This is a genomic window from Variovorax rhizosphaerae (assembly GCF_037889975.1).
In the GTDB taxonomy this organism is placed as follows: Bacteria; Pseudomonadota; Gammaproteobacteria; order Burkholderiales; family Burkholderiaceae_C; genus Variovorax; species Variovorax rhizosphaerae.
Genome location: NZ_JBBKZT010000001.1, coordinates 373,147 through 396,834, shown reverse-complemented (window position 1 = coordinate 396,834; position 23,688 = coordinate 373,147). Strand labels below are relative to the sequence as shown.

General features: G+C 65.4%; 21 protein-coding genes and 1 pseudogene. 17 read left to right on the top strand and 5 right to left on the bottom strand.

What is annotated here, in order from left to right:
* Nucleotides 1–105: 105 nt before the first annotated feature.
* From WKW82_RS01755 to WKW82_RS01680, 16 genes are all read left to right on the top strand, one after another.
* Nucleotides 106–861, top strand: coding sequence for a GNAT family N-acetyltransferase (locus WKW82_RS01755; protein WP_340340522.1), 756 nt, complete (start codon nucleotides 106–108; stop codon nucleotides 859–861).
* A gap of 202 nt (nucleotides 862–1,063) precedes the next feature.
* Nucleotides 1,064–2,152, top strand: coding sequence for an ABC transporter ATP-binding protein (locus tag WKW82_RS01750; protein ID WP_340340521.1), 1,089 nt, complete (start codon nucleotides 1,064–1,066; stop codon nucleotides 2,150–2,152).
* A 243-nt stretch (nucleotides 2,153–2,395) separates the two neighbouring features.
* Nucleotides 2,396–3,676: an ABC transporter substrate-binding protein gene (locus WKW82_RS01745; RefSeq protein WP_340340520.1), complete on the top strand. Its 1,281-nt coding sequence runs from the start codon at nucleotides 2,396–2,398 to the stop codon at nucleotides 3,674–3,676.
* Nucleotides 3,677–3,809: 133 nt separating this feature from the next.
* Complete coding sequence (locus WKW82_RS01740) at nucleotides 3,810–4,727, top strand: ABC transporter permease (protein ID WP_340340519.1); 918 nt, start codon at nucleotides 3,810–3,812, stop codon at nucleotides 4,725–4,727.
* A gap of 15 nt (nucleotides 4,728–4,742) precedes the next feature.
* A complete protein-coding gene (locus WKW82_RS01735) occupies nucleotides 4,743–5,633 on the top strand; it encodes an ABC transporter permease (protein ID WP_340340518.1) in 891 nt (296 codons plus the stop codon).
* 17 nt (nucleotides 5,634–5,650) lie between these two features.
* Nucleotides 5,651–6,382, top strand: coding sequence for an aspartate/glutamate racemase family protein (locus tag WKW82_RS01730; RefSeq protein ID WP_340340517.1), 732 nt, complete (start codon nucleotides 5,651–5,653; stop codon nucleotides 6,380–6,382).
* A 71-nt stretch (nucleotides 6,383–6,453) separates the two neighbouring features.
* Nucleotides 6,454–7,371, top strand: coding sequence for a pirin family protein (locus tag WKW82_RS01725; protein ID WP_340340516.1), 918 nt, complete (start codon nucleotides 6,454–6,456; stop codon nucleotides 7,369–7,371).
* Nucleotides 7,372–7,611: 240 nt separating this feature from the next.
* Entirely contained in the window at nucleotides 7,612–7,938 is a 327-nt protein-coding gene (locus WKW82_RS01720) for a thioredoxin family protein (protein ID WP_340340515.1), read from the top strand.
* Between the two features lie 138 nt (nucleotides 7,939–8,076).
* The gene (locus WKW82_RS01715) at nucleotides 8,077–8,511 is read left to right on the top strand and encodes a YciI family protein (RefSeq protein ID WP_340340514.1); all 435 of its coding nucleotides are present in this window, start codon (nucleotides 8,077–8,079) and stop codon (nucleotides 8,509–8,511) included.
* Nucleotides 8,512–8,515: 4 nt separating this feature from the next.
* Nucleotides 8,516–8,956, top strand: coding sequence for a YciI family protein (locus tag WKW82_RS01710; RefSeq protein WP_340340513.1), 441 nt, complete (start codon nucleotides 8,516–8,518; stop codon nucleotides 8,954–8,956).
* 30 nt (nucleotides 8,957–8,986) lie between these two features.
* Nucleotides 8,987–9,529, top strand: coding sequence for an SRPBCC family protein (locus WKW82_RS01705; RefSeq protein WP_340340512.1), 543 nt, complete (start codon nucleotides 8,987–8,989; stop codon nucleotides 9,527–9,529).
* Nucleotides 9,526–10,794 carry an RNA polymerase sigma factor gene (locus WKW82_RS01700; protein WP_340340511.1) on the top strand — a complete coding sequence of 423 codons (1,269 nt, stop codon included), beginning with the start codon at nucleotides 9,526–9,528 and terminating at the stop codon, nucleotides 10,792–10,794. The genes WKW82_RS01705 and WKW82_RS01700 overlap by 4 nt, the downstream gene beginning before the upstream one ends.
* Nucleotides 10,795–11,139: 345 nt before the next feature.
* Nucleotides 11,140–11,670, top strand: coding sequence for a Spy/CpxP family protein refolding chaperone (locus tag WKW82_RS01695; protein WP_340340510.1), 531 nt, complete (start codon nucleotides 11,140–11,142; stop codon nucleotides 11,668–11,670).
* 306 nt (nucleotides 11,671–11,976) lie between these two features.
* Nucleotides 11,977–12,735: an endonuclease/exonuclease/phosphatase family protein gene (locus WKW82_RS01690; RefSeq protein WP_340340509.1), complete on the top strand. Its 759-nt coding sequence runs from the start codon at nucleotides 11,977–11,979 to the stop codon at nucleotides 12,733–12,735.
* Nucleotides 12,736–12,756: 21 nt separating this feature from the next.
* Nucleotides 12,757–13,992: a cardiolipin synthase ClsB gene (clsB, locus tag WKW82_RS01685; RefSeq protein ID WP_340340508.1), complete on the top strand. Its 1,236-nt coding sequence runs from the start codon at nucleotides 12,757–12,759 to the stop codon at nucleotides 13,990–13,992.
* Nucleotides 13,989–14,987, top strand: a complete 999-nt coding sequence (locus tag WKW82_RS01680) for a lysylphosphatidylglycerol synthase transmembrane domain-containing protein (RefSeq protein ID WP_340340507.1) — start codon at nucleotides 13,989–13,991, stop codon at nucleotides 14,985–14,987. The genes clsB and WKW82_RS01680 overlap by 4 nt, the downstream gene beginning before the upstream one ends.
* A 48-nt stretch (nucleotides 14,988–15,035) precedes the next feature.
* On the opposite strand, the gene WKW82_RS01675 is transcribed toward WKW82_RS01680, so the two are convergent.
* Entirely contained in the window at nucleotides 15,036–15,623 is a 588-nt protein-coding gene (locus tag WKW82_RS01675) for an acyloxyacyl hydrolase (RefSeq protein ID WP_340340506.1), read from the bottom strand.
* 169 nt (nucleotides 15,624–15,792) lie between these two features.
* On the opposite strand from WKW82_RS01675, the gene WKW82_RS01670 reads away from it, so the two are divergent.
* Entirely contained in the window at nucleotides 15,793–16,293 is a 501-nt protein-coding gene (locus WKW82_RS01670) for a polyhydroxyalkanoate granule-associated phasin (protein WP_340340505.1), read from the top strand.
* A gap of 9 nt (nucleotides 16,294–16,302) precedes the next feature.
* Here the strand turns inward: WKW82_RS01670 and WKW82_RS01665 are convergent, their stop codons facing one another.
* From WKW82_RS01665 to gyrB, 4 genes and pseudogenes are all read right to left on the bottom strand, one after another.
* Nucleotides 16,303–17,472: a metallophosphoesterase gene (locus tag WKW82_RS01665; RefSeq protein WP_340340504.1), complete on the bottom strand. Its 1,170-nt coding sequence runs from the start codon at nucleotides 17,470–17,472 to the stop codon at nucleotides 16,303–16,305.
* Nucleotides 17,473–17,562: 90 nt separating this feature from the next.
* Nucleotides 17,563–18,024, bottom strand: a complete 462-nt coding sequence (locus WKW82_RS01660) for a carboxypeptidase-like regulatory domain-containing protein (protein ID WP_340340503.1) — start codon at nucleotides 18,022–18,024, stop codon at nucleotides 17,563–17,565.
* A 90-nt stretch (nucleotides 18,025–18,114) separates the two neighbouring features.
* Nucleotides 18,115–19,092, bottom strand: a complete 978-nt coding sequence (gene corA / locus WKW82_RS01655) for a magnesium/cobalt transporter CorA (protein ID WP_340340502.1) — start codon at nucleotides 19,090–19,092, stop codon at nucleotides 18,115–18,117.
* Nucleotides 19,093–21,100: 2,008 nt separating this feature from the next.
* Nucleotides 21,101–23,617, bottom strand: a pseudogene (gene gyrB, locus WKW82_RS01650) (DNA topoisomerase (ATP-hydrolyzing) subunit B); the annotation flags it as partial.
* Nucleotides 23,618–23,688: the final 71 nt, after the last annotated feature.

The following is a 23,688-nucleotide window of genomic DNA, read 5'->3' as shown; positions in this document are numbered from 1 at the left end:
GTTCCGCTCCTCACCCCGGCTTCGGCTCCCTTGCTACGACATCTCAACCCCTTCTGCGCCCCACGTGACCGGCCCACGCCCACCCCGCGCCGCAGGAATTGAGACATGACATCGGAAGACATCGAGGCGATCGAACGCGCCACCCTGGCCGCAGTCGCGCCGCACACGGTGGAGGAATTCGACGGCTGGCTGCTGCCCTTCGACCACGGCACGGTCGGCCGGGCAAAGTCCGCCGTGCCACTGCGTCATGAAGCGCCACGAGACGCCGCCGGGTTGCTGGCCGCCATTGAGGCACGCTATGCCTACCAAGGTTTGCCGGCCGCATTCCGCATGGCCGACCTGCCCTGCTTCGATGCGCTGCGCGGGGCCCTGCTGGAACGCAACTACCAGCGCGGCAAACCCACCCTCACGCAGACGAGCGACCTGCGATCCCTGGTCGCGCTCGCCCCCGAGGTGCCGGCCGACGTCGACACGACGCCCGACGCCGGATGGGCCTCCGTGTTCCTGGGGGAGGGCTTCGACCCGGTCGATGGCGCAAGCCGCGTCCAGGCGTTGAGCCGCGCGGCTGGCACGCTGTTCGGCAGCGTGCGCGAAGACGGCCGCACCGTCGCGGCCGGCGCGCTGGCACTGAGCCATGGCTGGGCCAGCCTGCACGGCATGCGCACGCAGCAATCGGCGCGCGGGCGCGGCCTCGCCGGACGGGTGATGGCCGGCCTGGCGCAAGCAGCCCTGGCGCTCGGTTACGAGCGCGTGTTCCTGCAGGTCGAGGCCGGCAACGCGCCGGCGCAAGCGCTGTACCGCCGCGCGGGATTCCTGACGCAGTGGACCTACGAATACTGGACCGCGGATCGCGTCGCCTGAACCATCCGGCCCCCTCGCCGTAGCAAGGCCAGCCATTCGATCCCGGGACGGCACAAGCGCGCAGTGCCGCCCGGCCCTTGACGCATTGTTTGCGTTGGTCGCGATCGACGGCTGAGCCGCCACCCGCGCGCCCGATCGTGGTGCACCGCGGGCGCAGTCTGGGAGCGAAGGCATTGGCACATGTCTTGCAAATGTCACCACAATGCAAACAGTCGCCACCCCCCCTCCCGCGGCCGTTGAAATCATCGCGCTGACCAAGCGCTATGCGGCCGGCACGCCCGCGGCCGTCGACCAGATCGACCTGCGCATCGAAAGCGGCAGCTACTGCTGCCTGCTCGGCCCGTCGGGCTGCGGCAAGAGCACCACGCTGCGCATGATCGCGGGCCACGAATCGGTCTCCACCGGCGACGTGCTGCTGGACAACCGCAACATCACCAACCTGCCCGCCGCGGCGCGCGGCACGGCCATGATGTTTCAAAGCTTCGCGTTGTTCCCGCACCTGAGCGCGCTCGACAACGTGGCTTTCAGCCTGAAGATGAAAGGCGTGTCGAAGAACGAGCGCCACAAGCGTGCGGGCAACCTGCTCGAACGCGTCGCCATGGGGCACTTGGCCGATCGCAAGCCGGCCGAGCTCTCCGGCGGCCAGCAACAACGCGTTGCACTGGCCCGTGCGCTCATCACCGAACCGCGCGTGCTGCTGCTCGACGAGCCGCTGTCGGCGCTCGACCCCTTCCTGCGGATCCAGATGCGCGCCGAACTGCGGCGCTGGCAGAAGGAGCTGGGCCTCACCTTCATCCATGTCACGCATTCGCAGGAAGAGGCGATGGCGCTGGCCGATACCATGGTCGTGATGAACCACGGCCTGATCGAGCAGGTCGGCTCGCCGCATGCGGTCTACAACCATCCGTCGAGCGAATTCGTTGCACGCTTCATGGGCGGCCACAACGTGATCGATACGCCAACGGGCCCCATCGCGGTGCGCAACGACCACATGCGCGTTCGTGGTGCGGACGAGTCCGGTTTGGGTGCGGTCATCACCGACGTGGAATACCAGGGCACCTATGTGCTGCTCGGGCTCGAAGTGACGCAGGCCGCTGCGGGGCGCAAAGGCGTCTCGGTGCTGCTCAACGAGGCGACCTTCCTCGGGCATCCGTACAGCGCCGGCGATCACGTCACGCTGTCGTGGGACGCCGCCGATGCACGGGTGCTCGGCCCGGGCGTCAAGCGGCCGTCGGCGCGCAATTCGACGGCGCGGACGCCACGCGATGAACTGGCTGCAGAAGCGGCGTGAACGTGACCCCCACGCTCCGTCACTTCGTGTACTCGCTGCCCCCCGAGGGGGCCGCAGGCCGCCTTGGGAGCGGCCCGGCGCCGGCCTGGATGACCCCCACGCTCCGTCACTTCGTGTACCCGCTGCCCCCCGAGGGGGCCGCAGGCCGCCTTGGGAGCGGCCCGGCGCCGGCCTGATCCCAGCCCACCTCCCGGTTTTTCCAACGCCGTTTCCCTGTTCACCACCAACTCTGGAGGCCTTCCCATGTCCGACCCGATCGATCTTTCCAACAACGGCATCCAACGCCGCGCACTCGTCAGGGGCGGTGCGGGCCTCGCCGGCATCCTGGCCACGGGCATGGCGCCCTTCGTCCATGCGCAGGAAAAGGTCGTGTTGCGCTACCTCGGCACCGCGGTGAACCAGGACAAGGCCATCGGCGAGAAGTTCAAGGCCGACACCGGCATCGAGATCCAGTACGTGGCCGTGACCACCGACGACGTGACCAAGCGCGCCGTCACCGCGCCCAACAGCTTCGACCTGATCGACACCGAGTTCTTCTCGCTGAAGAAGATCGTGCCCACCGGCAACTTGAAGGGCATCGACACCAAGAAGATCAAGAACGCCGACAAGATCACCACGCTCTTCACCAAGGGCGAAGTGGCCGGCAAGGCGGTGGGCGACCAGGGCACCGCGCCCAAGAAGGTGATCTACCTCGAAGGCGAGAAGTCGAAGAAGTTCTCGGCCACGCCGACGCAGTTCATGTCGCTGATCCCCACGGTCTACAACGCCGACACGCTGGGCATCCGCCCCGACCTGATCAAGCGCCCGATCGAATCCTGGGCCGAGCTGCTGAACCCCGAGTTCAAGGGCAAGGCCGCGATCCTGAACATCCCGTCCATCGGGATCATGGACGCCGCGATGGTGGTGGAGGCCAAGGGCATCCACAAGTACAAGGACAAGGGCAACATGACGAAGGCCGAGATCGACCTGACGATCAAGACCCTCATCGAAGCCAAGAAGGCCGGCCAGTTCCGCGCGCTGTGGAAGGACTTCAACGAGTCGGTCAACCTGATGTCGTCCGGCGAAGTGGTGATCCAGTCGATGTGGTCGCCGGCCGTGACGGCCGTACGTACCAAGGGCATCGCGTGCAACTTCCAGCCGCTCAAGGAAGGCTATCGCGCCTGGGCTGCCGGCTTCGGTTTGCCGGCGACGCTCAGCGGCAAGAAGCTCGACGGCGCCTACGAGTTCATCAACTGGTTCCTCGACGGCTGGGCCGGCGCCTACCTGAACCGTCAGGGCTACTACAGCGCCGTGCTCGAAACGGCCAAGGCCAAGATGGAAGCCTACGAGTGGGCCTACTGGATGGAGGGCAAGCCCGCCGCGCAAGACATCAAGAGCCCGAACGGCGACGTGCTGGCCAAGACCGGCGCCGTGCGCGACGGCGGCAGCTACGAGCAACGCATGGGCGGCATCGCCTGCTGGAACGCGGTGATGGACGAGAACGAGTACATGGTCCGCAAGTGGAATGAGTTCGTAGCCGCTTGATTTCTTGCTCCCTCTCCCCTCTGGGGAGAGGGCAGGGGTGAGGGGCAACGGCGGTAGTTGAAGCACTGACTCTTCGACCGCCCATGCCCTCACGCTGCCCTCTCCCAGAGGGAGAGGGGAAAGACCCACAAACATGAGCGCACCTGCAGCCACCGGTCACACTGCTTCAATGCCTACCCACACGGTGAAAGCCTGGTGGCAGGCGGCGCCGTTCGCGCTGGTGTTCCTCCTCTTCTTCCTCATTCCGCTGGCCCTGATCGCGATGGTCAGCCTGTGGAATTTCAACGAGTACGAGCTGATCCCGGCCGTCACGCTGCGCAACTACCTGAGCATCTTCGAAGGCTGCTCGCACCTCACCGACAACGGCGACTTCTGCGTCACGCTCAGCACGTACATCAGCACGTTCAAGTTCTGCCTGCTGGTCTGGCTCATCACCTTGCTGATCGGCTTCTCGGTCGCCTACTTCCTCGCGTTCCACATCCGGTCGCCGGGCATGCAGACGATCCTGTTCATCCTCTGCACCGTGCCCTTCTGGACCTCCAACGTGATCCGCATGATCTCGTGGGTGCCGCTGCTCGGACGCAATGGCCTGGTCAACGACTTCCTGATGACGCTGGGCCTGGTGAACCAGCCGGTCGAGTGGCTGCTGTTCTCCGACTTCTCGGTGGTGCTGGCCTTCGTGCACCTCTACACGATGTTCATGATCGTGCCGATCTTCAATTCGATGATGCGCATCGACCGCTCGCTGCTCGAAGCGGCCAGCGACTCGGGCGCATCGGGCTGGCAGACCTTGTGGAACGTGATCGTGCCGCTGTCGCGCACCGGCATCCTGATCGGCTCGATCTTCGTCATCACCATCGTGATGGGCGACTTCGTGACCATCGGCGTGATGGGCGGCCAGCAGATCGCATCGATCGGGAAGATCATCCAGGTGCAGACCTCCTACCTGCAGTTCCCGCTGGCCGCGGCCAATGCGGTGATCCTGCTCGCGGTGGTCCTCATGATCATCTGGGGCCTGACGCGGCTGGTCGACATCCGCAAGGAGCTTTGAGATGGAGCACGCCGCATGAGATTCCCCCTCGGTGAACATCGCGCGCCCGGCTTCTGGCCGCTGGCCATCGTGTTCGGCCTGTTCGTGCTGTTCCTCTACGGCCCGATGATCACCATCTTCGTGCTGAGCTTCCAGGGGCCGGAAGGCGGCCTGACCTTTCCGCTGCGCGGCGTCTCGCTGCACTGGTTCCAGAAGCTGGCCGAAGGGCTGGGCACGGTCGACATCGGCGCGGCCTTTCGCCGTTCACTGATGCTCGGCACGGTGGTGATGCTGTTCACCGTGGTGCTGTCGGTGCTCGCCGGCCTCGCGTTCCGCAAGAAGCTCAAGGGCGGCAACGCGGTGTTCTTCATCACCGTGGCCAGCCTCATCATGCCGTCGATCATCGTGTCGCTCGGCATCGGCCTGCAGTTCCGGCTGCTCGACACCGGCATCAAGGACGTGCTCACCGCCATGGACGCGACCGGCACGCTGGAGAACTACGGCACCGCGCTCGGCCTGCTCACTTCGGCGCTCGGCGCGCATCTCACATGGACATTGCCCTTCGGGTTGCTGATCATGTTCGCCGTGTTCAACCGCTTCAACCCCGCGTACGAAGAAGCGGCGCGCGACCTCGGCGCGACCCCGTGGCAATCGTTCCAGCATGTGGTGCTGCCGCTGATCGGCCCGTCGATCGTCGGCATCGGCATGTTCGGCTTCACGCTGAGCTGGGACGAGATCGCACGCACCTCGCAGGCCATCGGCGACGTCAACACGCTGCCGCTGGAACTGCAGGGGCTGACGTCGACGGTCACCACGCCATCGATCTACGCACTCGGCACCGTGACCACCATCGTGTCCTTTGCCGTGATGGGCATCGCACTTGGCGCGGCTGCCTTGCTGCGCCGGCGTTCGGCCAGGAAAAAGTGATCGCTACACTGATTCCCATGCCCTCGCTGCTCGTCATCAACCCCAACACCTCCCAATCCGTCAGCCTGCTGCTGCAGCAACACGTGCACCAGGAAGTCGGCGCTGCGCTCGACGTCCATGTCGAAACCGCGCGGTTCGGCGCCCCGTACATCTCGTCCGAAGCCAGCTACGCCGTAGCGAATCACACGGTGCTCGATGCCTGGGCGGCGGCGCTCGCGCAACGGCCGAAGCCCGATGCAGTGCTGATCGGCTGCTTCGGCGACCCGGGCCTGTTCGCGCTGCGCGAAGGTGCCGGTGTGCCGGTGAGTGGGCTGGCCGAAGCGGCCTTCGCAGCGGCCGCATGGCATGGCCGCTTCGCCATCGTCACGGGCGGCGAACGCTGGCGGCCGATGCTGCAGCGCCTCGCCGGCGCGCTCGGCCACACGCAGACGCTGGCCGGCATCCACACCGTCGCACCCACCGGCGCCGAACTCGCGGCCGACCCGGCCGGCGCACGCAAGCTGCTCGCCCAAGCCTGCCGCGAAGCCGCCGAACGCTTCGACGCGCAGGCCATCATCCTCGGCGGCGCGGGCCTGGCCGGCATCGCGAACTGCATCGCCGAACAGGTGCCCGTGCCGCTCATCGACAGCGTGCAGGCCGGCGCGCAATGGGCCCTCGATGCGGTGCGCGATGGGCAGAACACAGTCGGTCAGAGTGGCTTTGGCGTGGCCTGGCAAAACGTGTCGCCGGAGATGGCCGCGCTCGCGTGAAGATGAGCCGCGCGCCCGTCGGCTGAAGCCAACACCCGCGTTGCTGGCGAGGTTCCCCGCCTGGTGCCACCATGTCAGACATGACCAGTGCACCCACCACGCCCCACGTCACCCGCCTCACCGAACTGCAACCCGTCGCCACGCCACGCGGCATCGACCACATCGTGGCTGGCGTGTCGACCAGCGATGGCGATGGCGTCAAGCTCACGCGCGTGCTGCAGCAGACCCTGCAGCAGCGGCTCGACCCGTACCTGATGCTCGACGCCTTCGGCAGCGACAACCCCGGCGACTACATTGGCGGCTTTCCGAACCACCCGCATCGCGGTTTCGAGACCGTCACCTACATGATTGCCGGCCGCATGCGGCACCGCGACAGCGCCGGCCATGAAGGCCTGCTCTCCAACGGCGGCGTGCAATGGATGACGGCCGGCCGCGGCCTGGTGCACAGCGAGTTGCCCGAGCAGGAAGACGGCGTCATGGAAGGCTTCCAGCTCTGGCTCAACCTGCCCGCGAAGGACAAGATGTGCGAACCCTGGTACCGCGACATCCAGAGTGCCGAGATCCCCGAGTACCTCACGCCCGCCGGCGTCCATGTGCGCGTGATCGCCGGCAGCAGCCATGGCGTGCAGGGCGCGATGCAACGCAAGCACACCGAGCCGCTCTACCTCGACATCACGCTGCCGCCGGGCGCCGAGTTCTGGCAGCCGCTCCCGGACGACCGCAACGCGCTGGTCTATGCGTTTCGCGAATCGGTCTGGCTCGGCAACAGCGAGGTGCCGACCCGGCGCATGGCGATCATGGCCAACGACCCCGGCAGCGACGGCATCCGCTTGCGCGCGGCCGCCACTAATCACAGCCCGGCGCGCGCCCTGCTCATTGCCGGCAAGCCCTTGCATGAACCGATCGCACAGTACGGACCCTTCGTGATGAACACGCGCGAGGAGTTGATGGAAGCGGTGCATGACTTCCAGAATGGCCGGCTCGGTTGAGCGTCGTTCGCCGTCAACGAGTGCACCAGGCGTCGTGGCCAGCAGAGCGTGGGAAGATTTCGCAGCGAGGACTCCGAGGCCGCGTCGACAAGCACAGCCGCACACCCGTACGCCGACAACGATGTTGCGGCAGAGGCCAACAACTGCGCGACGGTGCTTGCTTCGCCGGAGCCGACACCGCGGGCGCGACATCGGTGGCCGCAGTAGAAAGATTCTCATCCTCTGGGCAGAATCGTTCGCATGAGCACGCCCTACACCCCCGAGACCACTGACCGCGCCGCGGTCGACCGCCTGCCAGGCGCCACTGTCGTCGAGTTCGGCACCAACTGGTGCGGCTTCTGCCAACGCGCCGAACCCTTGATCGATGAGGCCTTCGAAGGCCATGCCGACGTGAAACGCATCCGCGTGGAAGACGGCAGCGGTCGCGCTCTCGGCCGCACCTTCCGCGTCAGGCTCTGGCCCACGCTGGTCTTCATGCGCGACGGCAAGGAACTCGCGCGCGTGGTGCGCCCGAACACCGCCGATGAAATCAGCCGTGCCCTCGGCCAGATCGCTGCGCCCGCTTGAAGAAGATTTGCAGGTCAACGCACGCTGGATGTCGATTTGGCGTGCCCCCATTCGGCGTGTAGGCAGGGCCGCCGAAGATCGGTCGAAACCGACCGGCCAGCGGCCCTTTCACCCCCTTGATCCTCCAGGAGTACCCCAATGAAATTCATGGTCATCGTCAAGGCCGACGCCAACTCGGAAGCCGGCGTCATGCCCTCCGAACAACTGTTCACCGAGATGGGCAAGTTCAATGAATCGCTGGTCAAGGCGGGCGTGCTGCTCGCCGGTGAAGGCCTGCACCCCAGCGCCAAGGGCGCCCGCATCCGCTACGACGGCGCCCAGCGGACCGTCATCGACGGACCCTTCGCCGAGACCAAGGAACTGGTGGCCGGCTTCTGGCTGATCCAGGTCAAGTCGAAGGAGGAAGCCATCGAATGGCTCAAGCGCGCGCCCTTCGATGGCGGTGCGGAAATCGAAATCCGCCAGGTGTTCTCGCCCGAGGATTTCGGCCCGGCCCTCACGCCTGAGCTGAAGGCCAACGAGGAACGCCTGCGCGCGCAAGTCGCGGCACAACAACAGCAAGCCGCCGGATGACACCATGCGATTCATGATCATCCGCAAGGCCGACGCCGAGACCGAATCCGAAACCAGCCCCGTCGGCCCCGAGCATGCGCAGTTGCTCAAGGACATGATGGCCTACAACCAGGCCATGCTCGACGCCGGCATCCTGCGCGGCGGCCAGGGCCTCAAGCCCAGTGCAGCCGGCGCGCGCGTCCAGTTCAAGGCCGGCAAGCCGACCATCACGGACGGCCCCTTCGCCGAGGCCAAGGAACTGATCGCCGGCTTCACGCTGATCGAGGTGAAGTCGAAGGAGGAAGCGCTCGAATGGGTGCGCCGCTGGCCCGCGAGCGACGGCCATGGCAACGTATCGCTGGAACTGCGGCAGCTCTACGAGGTCGAAGACTTCGAGGGCGTCGCCGGGCCCGAACTGAAGGAACTCGAAAAGCAGATGCACGCATCGACCGACGTCCCGCGCTGAAGCTTGAACCCGGAAAACAGGGAGATCGCCATGCTCAAGAAGGTCCTGCTCACCCTCGTCGCGCTGCTCGCGATCGGCATCGTGGTCGTGCTCGCCCTGGCCGCCGGCAAGCCCGACACCTTCAGGGTCGAGCGCAGCGTGACGGTCCAGGCGCCGCCCGAGAAGATCGCGCCGCTCATCGAGAACTTCCAGAGCTGGAGCGCCTGGTCTCCCTATGAAAAACTGGACCCGTCGATGAAGCGCGTGTTCAGTGGCGCGCCCAGCGGCAAGGGCGCGGTCTACGCCTGGGACGGCACCGGCAACGCCGGCGCGGGTCGCATGGAGATCGTCGAGTCGACGCCTCAGCGAATCGGCATCCGGCTTGACTTCAGCAAGCCATTCACGGCCCACAACATGGCGGCGTTCACCTTGCAACCGCAAGGCGCTGGCGCGACGCGGGTCACCTGGTCGATGGATGGCCCGGCGCCCTTCGTGTCGAAGGTCATGCAGGTGTTCATCAGCATGGACACGATGATCGGCAGGGACTTCGAAGCCGGACTCGCCAACCTCAAGACCGCAGCAGAGAAGGTGTGACCGGCAACCCCGGCGCCACCCACAGCGCCATCGATGCGGTCTGGCGCATCGAGTCCGCCCGGATCATCGGGGCCCTCGCGCGCATCGTGCGGGACGTCGGCCTGGCCGAGGAACTGGCGCAGGACGCCCTCGTCGCGGCGCTGGAGAAATGGCCGGGCGATGGCGTGCCCGCCAACCCCGGCGCCTGGCTCATGACCGCCGCCAAGTACCGCGCGCTCGACGAACTGCGCCGTCGCAAGCTCATCGAGCGAAAGCAGGACGAATACGGCCATGAGCTGGTGGTGCACGAGGCGCACCTGCACATCGATTCACACGACGCGCTCGATGACGACGTCGGCGACGACCTGTTGCGGCTGATCTTCATCGCCTGCCATCCAGTGCTCTCCCCGGATGCCCGCGCCGCACTGACCTTGCGCCTGCTCGGCGGCCTCACGACCGACGAAATCGCCCGCGCGTTCCTCGTGCCCGAGGCCACGATCGCACAGCGCATCGTCCGCGCCAAGCGCACCTTGTCCGAGGCCCGGGTCCCTTTCGAGGTGCCGCGCACCACCGAATTGCCGCAGCGCCTCGCGTCCGTCCTCGAAGTGATCTACCTCGTCTTCAACGAAGGCTATGCCGCCACCGCCGGCGATGCGTGGATGCGGCCGGCGCTGTGCGAAGACGCGCTGCGGCTGGGCCGCATCCTGGCGGAACTGGCGCCGACAGCGCCGGAGGTGCACGGCCTGGTCGCGCTGATGGAAATCCAGGCCTCGCGAACGCCTGCGCGCGTGGATGCGCAAGGCACGCCGATCCTGCTGCTCGAACAAGACCGGTCACGCTGGGATTGGCTGCTGGTCCAGCGCGGCCTCACCGCCCTTGCGCGGGCCGAGGCGCTTGGCGGCACGCGCGGACCCTATGCGCTGCAAGCCGCCATCGCCGCCTGCCATGCGCGCGCCCGCACCGCCGATGCCACCGACTGGCCGCGCATCGCCGCCCTCTACGACGCGCTGGCGCAACTGATGCCCTCGCCTGTCGTCGAACTCAATCGCGCGGTCGCACTGTCCTTCGCCTTCGGTCCGGCGGCGGGTCTCGAAGTGGTCGACCTGCTGGTCGCCCGCGGGCACTTGCGCGGCTACCACCTGCTCTCCAGCGTGCGCGGCGACCTGCTCGCGAAGCTCGGCCGAACCAGCGAAGCACGGGCCGAATTCGAAGCCGCTGCTGGCCTCACGCGCAACGCCCGCGAGCGCGCCTTGCTGCTCGATCGCGCCGCAGCTTGTGCTTCGTAGAACGGGGCCAGTCGTCGGCACGAGCAGAGAACCAGGCTGCGCCCGGAAGCTGTGAAGATTTCGCAGCGAGGGCGCCGAGCTTGGGCCGAGGAGCGGCGCCGCACTCTCGTGCGGTGACAACGAAGTTGCGACGGAGGCTGGCAACCGCGCGAATTCGCTTGTCATGCCGAAGACAGCACCGCAGTCCCAAGATCGGCGTCCGCTGCAGAAAGATTCCTACCTTCTGCCATTCACGCAACTTTACGCACGCACACCGCCGCCTCACGCGCGCGAAACAGAGCGCTCTCACACTCCCCCTCACCTGCTGCCGAGTGGCATCAGTCTTCTTCGAAAGGAAGCTCTCTCATGATCTCGCTCACCCAACGTCTCATCTCCGCCGGCTTGCTGGCCACCGCGGCCTTCGCCGCCTCGGCCCAAGCACCTGCAACGCCCACCACCGCGCCCGCGGCACCCGCCGCGGAACAGCGGATGGACCGCCAGCAACGCGATGCGAAGTTCTTCGAACGCATGCAGGCGCGTCACGCCCAACGCCTGGCCGCCCTGAAGGCCAAGCTCAACTTGAACGCTGGCCAGGAAGCCGCATGGTCGACCTACACCGCCGCCATCGCGCCACCGGCACGCCCGCCTCAGCGCCCCGATCGCGCCGAGCTCCAGAAGCTCACGACACCGGAACGCATCGACCGCATGCAGGCGCGCCAAGCCGAACGCCAGGCCATGTTCACCCAGCGTGCCGACGCGACGAAGAGCTTCTATGCCGCGCTGAACCCGGAACAGCAGAAGACCTTCGATACCGAGTCGCTGGCCATGATGGACCACGGCCGGCACGGCGGCCCGGGCCACCACGGACATCGTTCTCCCCCCCCGGCGAAGGGTTGAGAACAGGGCCGGAATGGCGGCCCGCTCTGCCCCCCATGAAGCCCGCGGCGCCTCGGCCCCGCGGGCTTGATCACGTGGCCAGGCCGAATACTTCGCGTGCCCACTTTCCCCGGTTCGACTTCTCGCGGAAACCGTGAAATCACCGTAGGCCTACCTGGGTTGTGGTCATCGGCCAGACACTCCTGTAGGAACAAGCCGCCGTGGCGAAAAGGTGCGGCCTGAACGTGGCCTGCTCCTACAGGCAAGGCGCCTCGTGCGCCTTACAACTGGTTTTCCATGACGCTCCAGCCACCCGCCACGCCCGTTATGCAATTCACTCCTGCATCGCTCAAGGTGATGACGGTGAACACGCACAAGGGCTTCACCGCGCTCAACCGCAAGTTCATCCTTCCCGAACTGCGCGACGCGGTGCGCACCGTTGGAGCGGACGTCGTGTTCCTGCAGGAAGTACAGGGCACGCACGAGCGGCACGCGCGCCTGCATGACAACTGGCCCGACACGCCGCATTACGAGTTCCTGGCCGAAACCATGTGGCCGCAGTTCGCCTACGGCCGCAACGCGGTGTATCCCAAGGGCCATCACGGCAACGCGGTGCTGTCGAAGTTCCCGATCGTGGATTTCCAGAACCACGACGTCTCCATCGCCGGCCCCGAGAAGCGCGGCCTGCTGCACTGCGTGCTGCGCCTGCCCGGCCGTGCGAGCGACGTGCACGTGATCTGTGCGCACCTGGGCCTGGCCGAAGCACATCGCCAGCAGCAACTCGAACTGCTCTGCCACATCGTGCGCGACGAGGTTCCTGCCGATGCCGCGCTGATCGTCGCCGGCGACTTCAACGACTGGCGTGGCCGTGCCCATGACGTGCTGGCCGAAGGTGCCTCGTTGCGGGAAGTCTTCGTGCAGGCCAACGGCAGCGCGGCGCGCACCTTTCCGTCGCGCTTTCCGTTGCTGCCGCTCGACCGCATCTACGTGCGCAATGCCGGCGCCCATGCACCGGTCGTGCTGCCGCGCAAGCCCTGGTCGCACCTGTCCGACCACGCGCCGCTGGTGGCCGACATCGAACTTTGAAATGAACCGGAGAACCGCACCATGAGCAGCCGCTGGACCACCGGCAACAGCGTCGAACTGCTGGAGAACGGGGAGAGCTTCTATCCGCGCGTCTTCGAGGCCATTGCCAACGCCGAACGCGAAGTGATCATCGAGACCTTCATCCTGTTCGAGGACAAGGTCGGGGAAGCCCTGCGCGACGCCATGCTGACCGCGGCAGGGCGTGGCGTGAAAGTCGACTTGATGGTCGATGGCTTTGGTTCGCCCAACTTCTCGCATGAGTTCGTCGACAGCCTGACCCGCGCCGGCGTGAAGGTGCGCGCCTTCGACCCGGGCAATCCGGTGTTCGGCAAGCGCGTGAACCTGCTGCGCCGGATGCACCGCAAGATTGTCGTCATCGACGGCGTGCTCGCATTCGTGGGCGGCATCAATTTCTCGGCCGACCATCTCGGGGACTTCGGCCCCAAGGCCAAGCAGGACTATGCGGTGGCGCTGCGCGGGCCGATCGTCAACGACATCCACCGCTTCGTGCTGCATGCCATCGCGGCCGGCGGCAAGGGCTTCCGCTGGTTCCGGCGCCGCGTCGAAGCGGCTGCGCCGGACGCCCAGGCAGCACAAGCCGCAGGCAATTCCGACGTGCTCTTCGTCACGCGCGACAACCGCCACCACACCAACGACATCGAGCGCCACTACCGCGCCGCGATCCGCTCCGCGCGCCATCGCATCACCATCGCAAATGCCTACTTCTTCCCGGGCTACACCCTGATCCGCGAGATGCGGCGCGCGGCACGGCGCGGCGTCGACGTGCGGCTGATCCTGCAAGGCGAACCCGACATGCCGATCGTCAAGACCGCGGCGCGCATGCTGTACCACCACCTGCTGCATGCCGGCGTGCGCATCTTCGAATACTGCGACCGGCCGCTGCATGGCAAGGTCGCGCTGGTCGACGACACCTGGAGCACGGTCGGCTCCAGCAACCTCGACCCGCTCTCGCTGTCGCTCAACCTGGAAGCCAACGTCGTCGTGCGCGACAAGGCCTTCAACGCGGTGCTGGCCGAACGGCTCGAGCACCTCATGCGCCACAGCTGCAAGCAGATCGAGCACCAGCATCTCAACGACCCGAGTGCCTGGCGCCTGGTGCGCAGCTTCTTCGTCTTCCACTTGATGCGCTGGTATCCCGCATGGGCCGGCTGGCTGCCGCCGCACTCGCCGCGGCTGGAGCGGATACGGCAAGGCCAACCGACGCAGAACGGCGTGACCCAGACGGACGTGGCATGAACTTCCATTCCGTCACCTCGCGTCCGTGGTGGCCCTGGGCCAAGCGGATCGGGGTGGCCGGCTTCCTTGCCTTCGTGCTCTTCATGCTCGTGCATGAAGCCCGCACCATCGACTGGCCCGAAGTCTTCGCAACGATGCGCGACTACCCGCTCGGCGTCGTCTGCCTGGCGGCCGCGCTGGCCTGGACCAGCCACCTGATCTACAGCACCTTCGACCTGGTCGGCCGGCACTACACGGCGCACCCCTTGCGCCCCGGTTCGGTGATGGCCATCACCTTCGTGAGCTACGCCTTCAACCTCAACCTCGGAACGGTGGTCGGCGCGCTGGCGATGCGCGTGCGGCTCTACACCCGGCTCGGGCTGGAAGCACCCGTCATCGCGCGCGTGGTGGGCCTGAGCATGCTGACCAACTGGCTTGGATACTGCCTGCTGGCCGGCCTGGCCTTTGCGTTCTGGCCGGTGCCGATGCCACCGGACTGGCACCTGGGCACGGTCGCACTGCGCGTGCTGGGCGGCGCGCTGGTACTGGCATCGCTGGGCTACCTGGCGCTCTGTGCTTTCTCGAAGCGTCGCGAATTCAGTGTGCGCGGCCATGAGATCGCATTGCCGAACCTGCGGCTGGCCTGCGTGCAACTCGTTATCTCCTGCGCCAACTGGTCGGTCATGGGCGCGACCATGTATGTGCTGCTGCAGGGGCAAGTCGCCTATCCCGTGGCGCTGGGCGTGCTGCTCATCGGGGCCATATCGGGGCTCATGTCGCGCGTGCCGGCCGGGCTGGGCGTGCTGGAGGCCGTGTTCATCGCGCTGCTCTCGCCGCCGCTGTCGACCACCACGCTGATCGCCGCGATCCTGACCTATCGCGCTGTCTATTACTGGGCCCCGCTGGCGGTCGCCACCTTGGTCTACCTCGCGATGGAGGTCAATGCGAAGAAGCTCGCCGCGCGCACTGTCGACGATGCGGGTGCGCGAGGGCAGCAACTGCAGCCTTCCTGCTGACGCCGCGCCACTCGATGATCGACCCGCCTGGCACGCCCGGGCGTGTCCTCAAAAATGGTAGCCGTAGCGCAGCTTGACCGCGTTATCCCCTGGGTTGGGCTTCCTGATGCTCCCGTTCGACACATGCAGCACGCGCAGCGAAAGCTCGTGGGCGCCGTTCACGCCGAAGTTCCGCCCGACGCCCAGCACTTCGGTGAACTGGAACTGCGTACTGAACCGGCGGTCCTCCGTCTCGTAGTGACCATCGAACCAGGTCAAGCCGAGTCCGAGGTCCGCAAACCATGGCGACGCACCTTGATCAAAGCGATAGCGCGCATTTGCGATCGCACCCACCTGCGTGTAGGTCTGGTCGCCCACAAGATCCCTCTGGGTCCGCCAATGACTCACGAAGAAATCGCCGTAGGTTGTGACGATGCCTCCCCACAACGCATGGCGCGACCCGAACTGATAGGTCACCCCTGCAGTGCCCAGGTCGGATTTGGACTTGCTCTCCAGCGTTGTCCCCCCTTCAACGTAAATACCCCAGGGCGTTTGCGTCTCGGTACTCTGCTGCTGCTGCGCCATCGCCGACCCGGCCCACACAGTCATCACCCCACTTCCCACGCAAATCGCCGCCATCCGACGCATACGCATCATTCTTTGCCTCCCGCGGCAATCAACGCCGCCAAAAAATATTGCTTTGACGATTGTGGCCAAAGAACCGGAAAAACTCTCGGCAAAAAGTAGGGAATCAATCCGTTCTCTCGGCCTTTTTTGCTGCACTGCAGCAAAAAAATGACGTTGCGCCTATAGTCGGGGCATGCGCATGCCCAACACCTCCCCCCGGTTCTTCAATCCGCTGATGATCTGGACCGATGTCGCCCTCAAGACCGGCGAAATGCTGGTCTCCTCAGGCTCGGTCATTCAGTTGCGCACCAGCCGGATGGCGGCGCACGGCATGCAGCCCTCCCCGGCCGACATGCGCGAGATCCACCTGATGAGCGAGGAAAAGCTCGCCGCAGTCACCGAATCCACCGCCGCGATCGCGAACCAGCTGCACACCACCAGCTACGCGCTGGTCAATCGCGCCGTGCAGCAGTGGTTCGAGAGCCAGGTCGCGCTCTGGTCGCTGGCCACCAGCTTCACGCCGGTGCATGCGCTGACGCGCGGCCAGGCCTTCCTCGACGCCAGCACGCGCCTGGCACACACCTGGAGCCAGCTTTCCAGCGCCGGCGCCCGCGTGGCCCAGCGCGCGCTCAAGCCGATCCATGCAAAGGCGACCGACAACGCACGGCGCCTCGCACTGGCTGCGCCGGCATCGACCTGATCGTCTGATTCAGCGCGCCCGGACCAGGCGCAGCAGCGCAATCTCCGAGGGCGCGCCAAAGCGCTTCGGTGGCCCCCAGTAGCCGGTCCCCCGGCTCACGTAGACCCACATGTCGCGCAAGCGGTGCAGACCCGCCGTGAACGGTTGCTGCAGCGGCACGAACAAATTCCACGGAAAGAACTGGCCACCGTGCGTGTGGCCGGACAACTGCAGCTGGAATCCCGCGGCCGCCGCCGCAGTGGCGCTCCGCGGTTGGTGCGCCAGCAGCACGCGCGTCGTGCTGGCCAAGGGCGCACCGGCCAATGATCCTTCAGGGTCGCTCGCCTGAGATGCGTCGAAATGGCCGGCGGTGAAGTCGGTCACCCCGGCCAGCACCAGCGCCTCGTTGTCGCCGGTGGAGCGGCCCGGTGAATCCTGCCGCAGCACCACGTGCTCGTTCAGCAGCACCTGAAGCCCGATCCGGCGCAGCTCCGCGATCCAGGCCGGCGCACCCGCGTAGTACTCGTGGTTGCCCGTCACCACGTAGGTGCCATGCCGCGCCCGCAAACCGCCCAGCGGCGCAATGTGGTCGCGCAACTCGGGCACGCTGCCGTCGACAAGGTCCCCGGTGATCGCCACCACGTCGGCATCCAGCGCGTTCACGGCTTCCACCATGCGCAGGATGTAGCCGCGCTTGATGGTCGGCCCGACGTGGATATCGCTCAACTGCGCGATCGTGAAGCCTTCCAGGGCGCTCGGCAGGCCCGCAATGGGCACGTCGACCCGTCTCACGCCCGCTGTGCGCCGCGCATTCACGAATCCGAGGAGGGAGGTACTGGTCGCCATCAACGGCACCGCTGCGGCGCTCCAGGCGCTCACCAGCGGCCAATCGACGTTCCAGAGCCCGGCCGAGCCGCCCAACCACGCGCCCAGCAAGCCGGCATCGCGCGCCAGGGTCAGCACGAACATCGAGGAAAACCAGCCCATGCTGAGCAGCCCGACCCACTTCCAGGTGTCCGACACCGGCTTCGCGGACGAACGCCGCCCGATGAACGGCAAGGGCATCGTCACGGCCGAAACCGCCAGCAACAGCAACAGGACCGGCCAGAACGACGTCAAGGCCGCCAGCGAAGGCAGAAGCCGCACCCCGATGAGGAGGTGCAGCAGCAAGGTCAGGAAAACGAGGGGGCGAATCGGCATCTGGGCCTTGGACGACGGGCGTACCCGGGGCTCAGCAGATGCAAGGCGCGTGCCCCGCATTCAAGGCACGGCTTCGAGAGAAATTCGGGCTCAGGATCGCAGGGCGCTGGTGGGCCAGACGAACGTGGCCTTGCTGGGCTCGCCGACGCGCACCGTCAGTTCCTGCTTCAGCGTCTGGCCATTGAGCGTCGCCTCGACGTCATAGCGGCCTGGATCCAGCCGCGCCAGCAGGAATGGTCCCTCGGATTGCGCGCTCAGCAGCGCCTTGCCGGTGGCAGCATCGACCACCCGGACCTGCACATTGGCCGCGAAATCTGCGCCTTGTGCGTTCGTTGCGTCCTTGACCGCGAATTCCAGCGTGGCTGCCCAGCGCGGCGACACCGTTTCCATGAACTGCGCCTCGTCCTTGCCGATGCCGCCACTCATGTACTCGATGCCATTGGTCATGTGGATCGGCGGGTTGGCCGCCTGCGCCGAGAGCGCGCCCAGCAGGCCGGCACCACAGAGAACTGCGACCGCCACGGGCCGCATCGTCGATTGCCAGGTTGTCATGATCCAACTCCTTCCAAAGTGTGTGTGACATCCATGAGCACACTGTGCGCCAGGCACCTTAGGGGAACCTGATCGACGGGCCGCCGCAATCTACAGCCATCCGGCCTTTCGGAACCGGTAGTAGAGGTAACTGCTGGTGCCCACGATCAACGCCAGTGCCATCACGTAGCCGTAGCGCCACTTCAGTTCCGGCATCGCCTCGAAGTTCATGCCCCAGATGCCGGCGAAGGCCGTGCACACCGCGAAGATCGCCGCCCAGGCCGCCAGCCGCTTGGTCACTTCCCCGTCCTCGATGGTCACCATCGACAGGTTGACTTGGATCGCCGTGCTGATCGTGTCCCGCATCGACTCGATCGACCCGTTGATCCGGCCCAGGTGGTCCACCACGTCGCGGAAGTATTCCTGCGTGCCCAAGCAGACCTGCGGCACCCGTCCGCCATGCAGCTTGTTGGCGCCTTCGAGCAAGGGCGCCACCGCGTGCTTGAGCACCATCACGCGCTGCTTCAGTGCATACAGGTTCTGGATGCTGGTGCGTGCGTTGCGCTCCACGAAGATCTGGCGCTCGACCTGCTCGAGTTCCACCTCCAACGCGTCGATCACCGGAAAGTAGCGGTCGACCACCGCATCCATCAGCGCATACAGCACGAAGCCGGAGCCGTTTCGAAGAAGTTCGGGCTCTCGTTCGCAGCGCGCCCGCACCCCCAAGAAGCCGGATTGGCTGCGGCTGCGCACCGAAACCACGTAGTTGCGACCCACGAACACATCGACTTCGCCGACGTTGAGTCCGTGCTCCTCGCCAGCGGTAGCGGGCTCCACCATCTGCATCACCACGAACAGCGAATCACCGTACTCCTCGATCTTCGGCCGCTGATGGCCGTGGCGCGCGTCCTCCACCGCCAGCTCGTGCAGGCCGAACTCCTCTTTCAGTTCATCCAGTTCCTCCGGCGAAGGGTCGCTCAGCGCAACCCACACGAAGCAACCCGGCCGCAGCATGTAGTCGCTGATCTCCGCCACCGGAATGTCGGCCAGCTTGGCCCCGTCTTGGTACGCAACGCAGTTGATCAGCATCGTGGTGTGGCCCCCGTGGGACGTGTTGTGGTTTCCGCAAGATTGTCCGGCCGGCCCGAGGGGCACGGCTGTTCCTGCTATTTCTTCTTATTCTTTCTATTTAAATTAGTAGTAGTAGTAAGAGTGACGCTTGGCTGTGGACAGTGCGATTTTTTCCTTTGCCTGCAGGCACTTGCGTCATCTCAATGCCTGTGCGCGGCTGCGCTTCCCAGCTGTCGCGCCAATGCGAACAACATCGCGCTCGATCCGCGCGCTGTGGACAACTCGCCACTTGTGCCGAAGGAGTCCCCAGACTTGTACTTTGACAGCGCGCAAAGTCGGCGCTAGAGAGAGAAATTCACGCTGCAGTCCTCTGCCCAAGGATTAAGCAGACTGTTGATTCTCTTTAAAAATCAACGACTTGCGTTATCCCTACAGGCGAGTCCTGTAGTTGTCCACAAAGTTACCCAAGTTTTGTGGGGAAAGCTGTGACGCGCGCATGACGGCGAGCGCGCGAGATTGAACATTTCTTTTCGCTGTCACGTGATGCCGCAGGACGGCTACGCGCAGCCACAGGCCGGCTTCCGAAGTGAGGTCCAATCTCAAAAGGCCTTGCAAGGAGGCCCAGGCCCCTTTGGCGGCCGTGTACCGGGATGGCCACCGCGTTGAGTCGCCACCCCCACCGGAAGCGCTGCGCGACCTCCCAGACTTCGTCGATGCGACGGAACTCAAAAACTCGGCCTCACGCGATTGATTGAAGCCTGCACTGCTGCCCAGACCCGCACGCAGCGTTGCTTAACGCGAGGCTGGAGCCGAGTCGAGCCGCGCTGTCTCACTTGGTCGCATGAAAGTGGCGCCGCGGATCTGGCTCATCGCCAGCGTTGCAAACATCAACTGTTGCATCGATGCGCCACCGCAACGCGCAGCGCGGCGGTTCCTGCTATCTCTTCTTATTCTTCCTATTCAAATTAGTAGTAGTAGATAAGGAACGGTCCTGCCTGTGGAAAGACCTCTTTTCCTGTTTGCCGACAGGCACTTGCGCCTCCTCGACCACTGTGCGCACCTGCGCTTCCATGCTGTCACGCCAAGGCGAACAACGTTGCCCGCGCAGTCTGCGCTGTGGACAACCTCCCGCTTGTGCCAGAACGCTCCCCAGACTTGTGCTTTGACAGCGCACCAAGGACTTGATAAAGAGCCGAAATCCCGCCGGACAGGTTGTGCCCACGAATTAAGCAGACTGTTGATTTCCATTGAAAATCAACGACTTACATCGTCCTTACACAGTACTCCTGTAGTTGTCCACATGGTTGCGCAAGGTTTGTGGGGAGAAGCCTGTGACTTGGTGATGACAGCGGCACGCAAACGGAAATTCGGGGCCGCATTCGTGTGTTTGAGCTGAAAGTTAACAAATGAAATAGCTGTGTGGCTCAAGACCCCAGGGCCGGGCTGCGCCCCGCCCGCCTCCCGCGGGGGATTGATCGAGGTGGCAAGGCACATCGATTCAAGAGCATTCCAACCCCGTGGCGGGGCAGGCGTTCGCAGAGAAACGGACTCGACGGGACTTGTTTCTCAAGAGTACGAAGAGCAACAGCGTCGCCGCCCTGAGGCGTCGCGCCACTGCCCTCGGCTTTATCGTCACACCCGCTGGCACAACCGCCTGAAGCACGGCGTCAAAGGATTTGTTTCTCAAGAGGGGTTGCCGGCTCTTTTTCAGCAGCGATTGGCGCAAGAAAAATGAGGAGCGGCTGGCTGATGCGAATGCTGCAAGCCTTGCATTGAGCGTTGCATTGGACCTTTTGCGTGCACGGGCCCATGGCCCAGATGGATGCGGCCTGCTTCATCGCTTTCGCGCAAGCGCGGTGGCGCCTGGTTGCTGGGCCTCGCACAACTGCCTGGGACCCCGCTCGCGCCTCAGAGCGTGCCAGCAATGAAAAACGCCCGGGAGGTCCGGGCGTTTTCATGCCCAAGGCATGGATTCAATTCAGCGGCCATGAACACCCGATGGGTGCCAATGGCCGCCATCAAGGTGTCAAACGTCGATGTTCGCCGCCCGCAGCGCGTTCTGCTCGATGAACTCCCTGCGCGGCTCCACCTCATCTCCCATCAGCATCGTGAACACGCGGTCCGCCTCGATCGCATCGTCGATCTGCACGCGCAGCAAGCGCCGCACGTTCGGGTCCATCGTGGTTTCCCATAACTGCTCGGGGTTCATCTCGCCCAGGCCCTTGTAGCGCTGGCGCGAGGTGGTGCGTTCGGCTTCGCTGATCAGCCACTTCATCGCGATGCGGAAGTCGCCCACGCGCTCTTCCTTGGCGCGCTCGCCCTCGCCGCGCTTCACCACCGCCTGATCCGACAGCAGGCCGCGGAAGGTGTTGGCGGCCTCGGCCAGCGCCGCGTAGTCGGCGCCGTGGACGAAGTCCTGCGTGATCACGCTGCTCTTGATGTTGCCGTGATGGCGGCGGCTGATGCGCAGCAGCGGCTTGTCGGTGCGCACGTCGAATTCGCTCGCAACCTCGGCCGGCACGCCGGTCGTGTTGAGTTCACGCAGCTTGGTCTGCAAGGCCACGGCAGAGGCTTCGGCGCTGGCCGTGGTGTCCAGGTCCAGCCGCACGCCGTCGGCAATCGCACGCAGCGCCTCGGCATCCATGAAGTTGCGCAGGCGTGCGATCACGGCCTCGGCCAGCTGGTGCTTGCGCGCCAGTTCGGCCAGCGTGTCGCCGCTGATCGTGGCCGACTTTTCGCCACCCGTCTCGATGCTCGCGTCCTTCAGCGCCACCTTCAACAGGAACGCGTCCAGCGCCGGGCCGTCCTTGAGGTACTGCTCTTCCTTGCCGACCTTCACCTTGTAGAGCGGTGGCTGCGCGATGTAGATGTGGCCGCGTTCCACCAGCTCCGGCATCTGCCGGTAGAAGAAGGTCAGGAGCAGCGTGCGGATGTGGGCGCCGTCGACGTCGGCGTCGGTCATGATGATGATGCGGTGGTAGCGCAGCTTGGCGACGTTGAAGTCGTCCGCGCCACCGCCCGCTGTCGTCGCACCCGCGCGGCCGATGCCGGTGCCGAGCGCGGTGATCATGGTCAGGATTTCATTGCTGGTCAGCAGCTTCTCGTAGCGGGCCTTCTCGACGTTCAGGATCTTGCCGCGCAGCGGCAGGATGGCCTGGAACTTCCGGTCGCGGCCCTGCTTGGCGGAGCCGCCAGCGGAGTCACCCTCCACCAGGTAGACCTCGCACAGCGCCGGGTCCTTTTCCTGGCAGTCGGCCAGCTTGCCCGGCAGGCCCATGCCGTCGAGCACCCCCTTGCGGCGCGTCATCTCGCGGGCCTTGCGGGCGGCTTCGCGGGCACGCGCGGCCTCGACGATCTTGCCGCAGATGATCTTGGCGTCGTTCGGACGTTCCTGCAGGTAGTCGTTCAGCAGCTTGCCGACGATGTCTTCCACCGGCGCGCGCACTTCGCTGCTGACGAGCTTGTCCTTGGTCTGGCTCGAGAACTTGGGCTCGGGCACCTTCACGCTCAGCACGCAGCACAGGCCTTCGCGCATGTCGTCGCCGGTGATCTCGACCTTCGCCTTCTTGGCGAATTCGTTTTCTTCGATGTACTTGTTGATGACGCGGGTCATCGCAGCGCGCAGGCCCGTGAGATGGGTGCCGCCGTCACGCTGCGGAATGTTGTTGGTGAAGCAGAGGACCTGCTCGTTGTAGCCGCTGTTCCATTGCATCGCCACTTCGACGCCGATGTGCGTGCCCGGGATGCCGCCGTAGGTGTCGGCCGGGCGTTCGCCTTCGGCATAGAACGAATTCGGATGCAGGACGGTCTTGCCCTTGTTGATGAACTCGACGAATCCGCGCACACCGCCGGCGCCGGAGAAATCGTCTTCCTTGCCGGTGCGCTCGTCCTTCAAGCGGATGCGCACGCCGTTGTTGAGGAAGCTCAGTTCGCGCAGGCGCTTGCTGAGGATCTCGTAGTGGAAGTCGGCGTTCTCCTTGAAGATCTCCGTGTCGGGCAGGAAGTGCACTTCGGTGCCGCGCTTGTCCGTGTCGCCGATCACCTTCATTGGCGAGACCTCGACGCCGTTCACCGTGTCGAGCAAGCGGTCCTGCACGAAGCCGCGGCTGAACTCCAGCTCGTGGATCTTGCCTTCGCGACGCACCACCAGGCGCAGCATCTTGCTGAGCGCGTTCACGCAGCTCACGCCCACGCCGTGCAGGCCGCCCGACACCTTGTAGCTGTTCTGGTTGAACTTGCCGCCGGCATGCAGTTCGGTCAGCGCGATCTCCGCAGCGGAGCGCTTGGGCTCATGCTTGTCGTCCATCTTCACGCCGGTCGGGATGCCGCGGCCGTTGTCGGTGACGGAGATCGAGTTGTCGGTGTGGATGGTGACGACGATGTCGTCGCAGTGGCCGGCCAGCGCCTCATCAATGGAGTTGTCCACCACTTCGAACACGAGGTGATGCAAACCGGTGCCGTCGGACGTATCGCCGATGTACATGCCGGGGCGTTTGCGCACCGCTTCCAGGCCTTCGAGGATCGTGATGGAGCCTTCGCCGTACGAGGTGTCCGGCGGGGTGATTTCAATCGGAATCGCGCTCTGGATTTCCGGGGTGTAGACCGGCTCGGTGT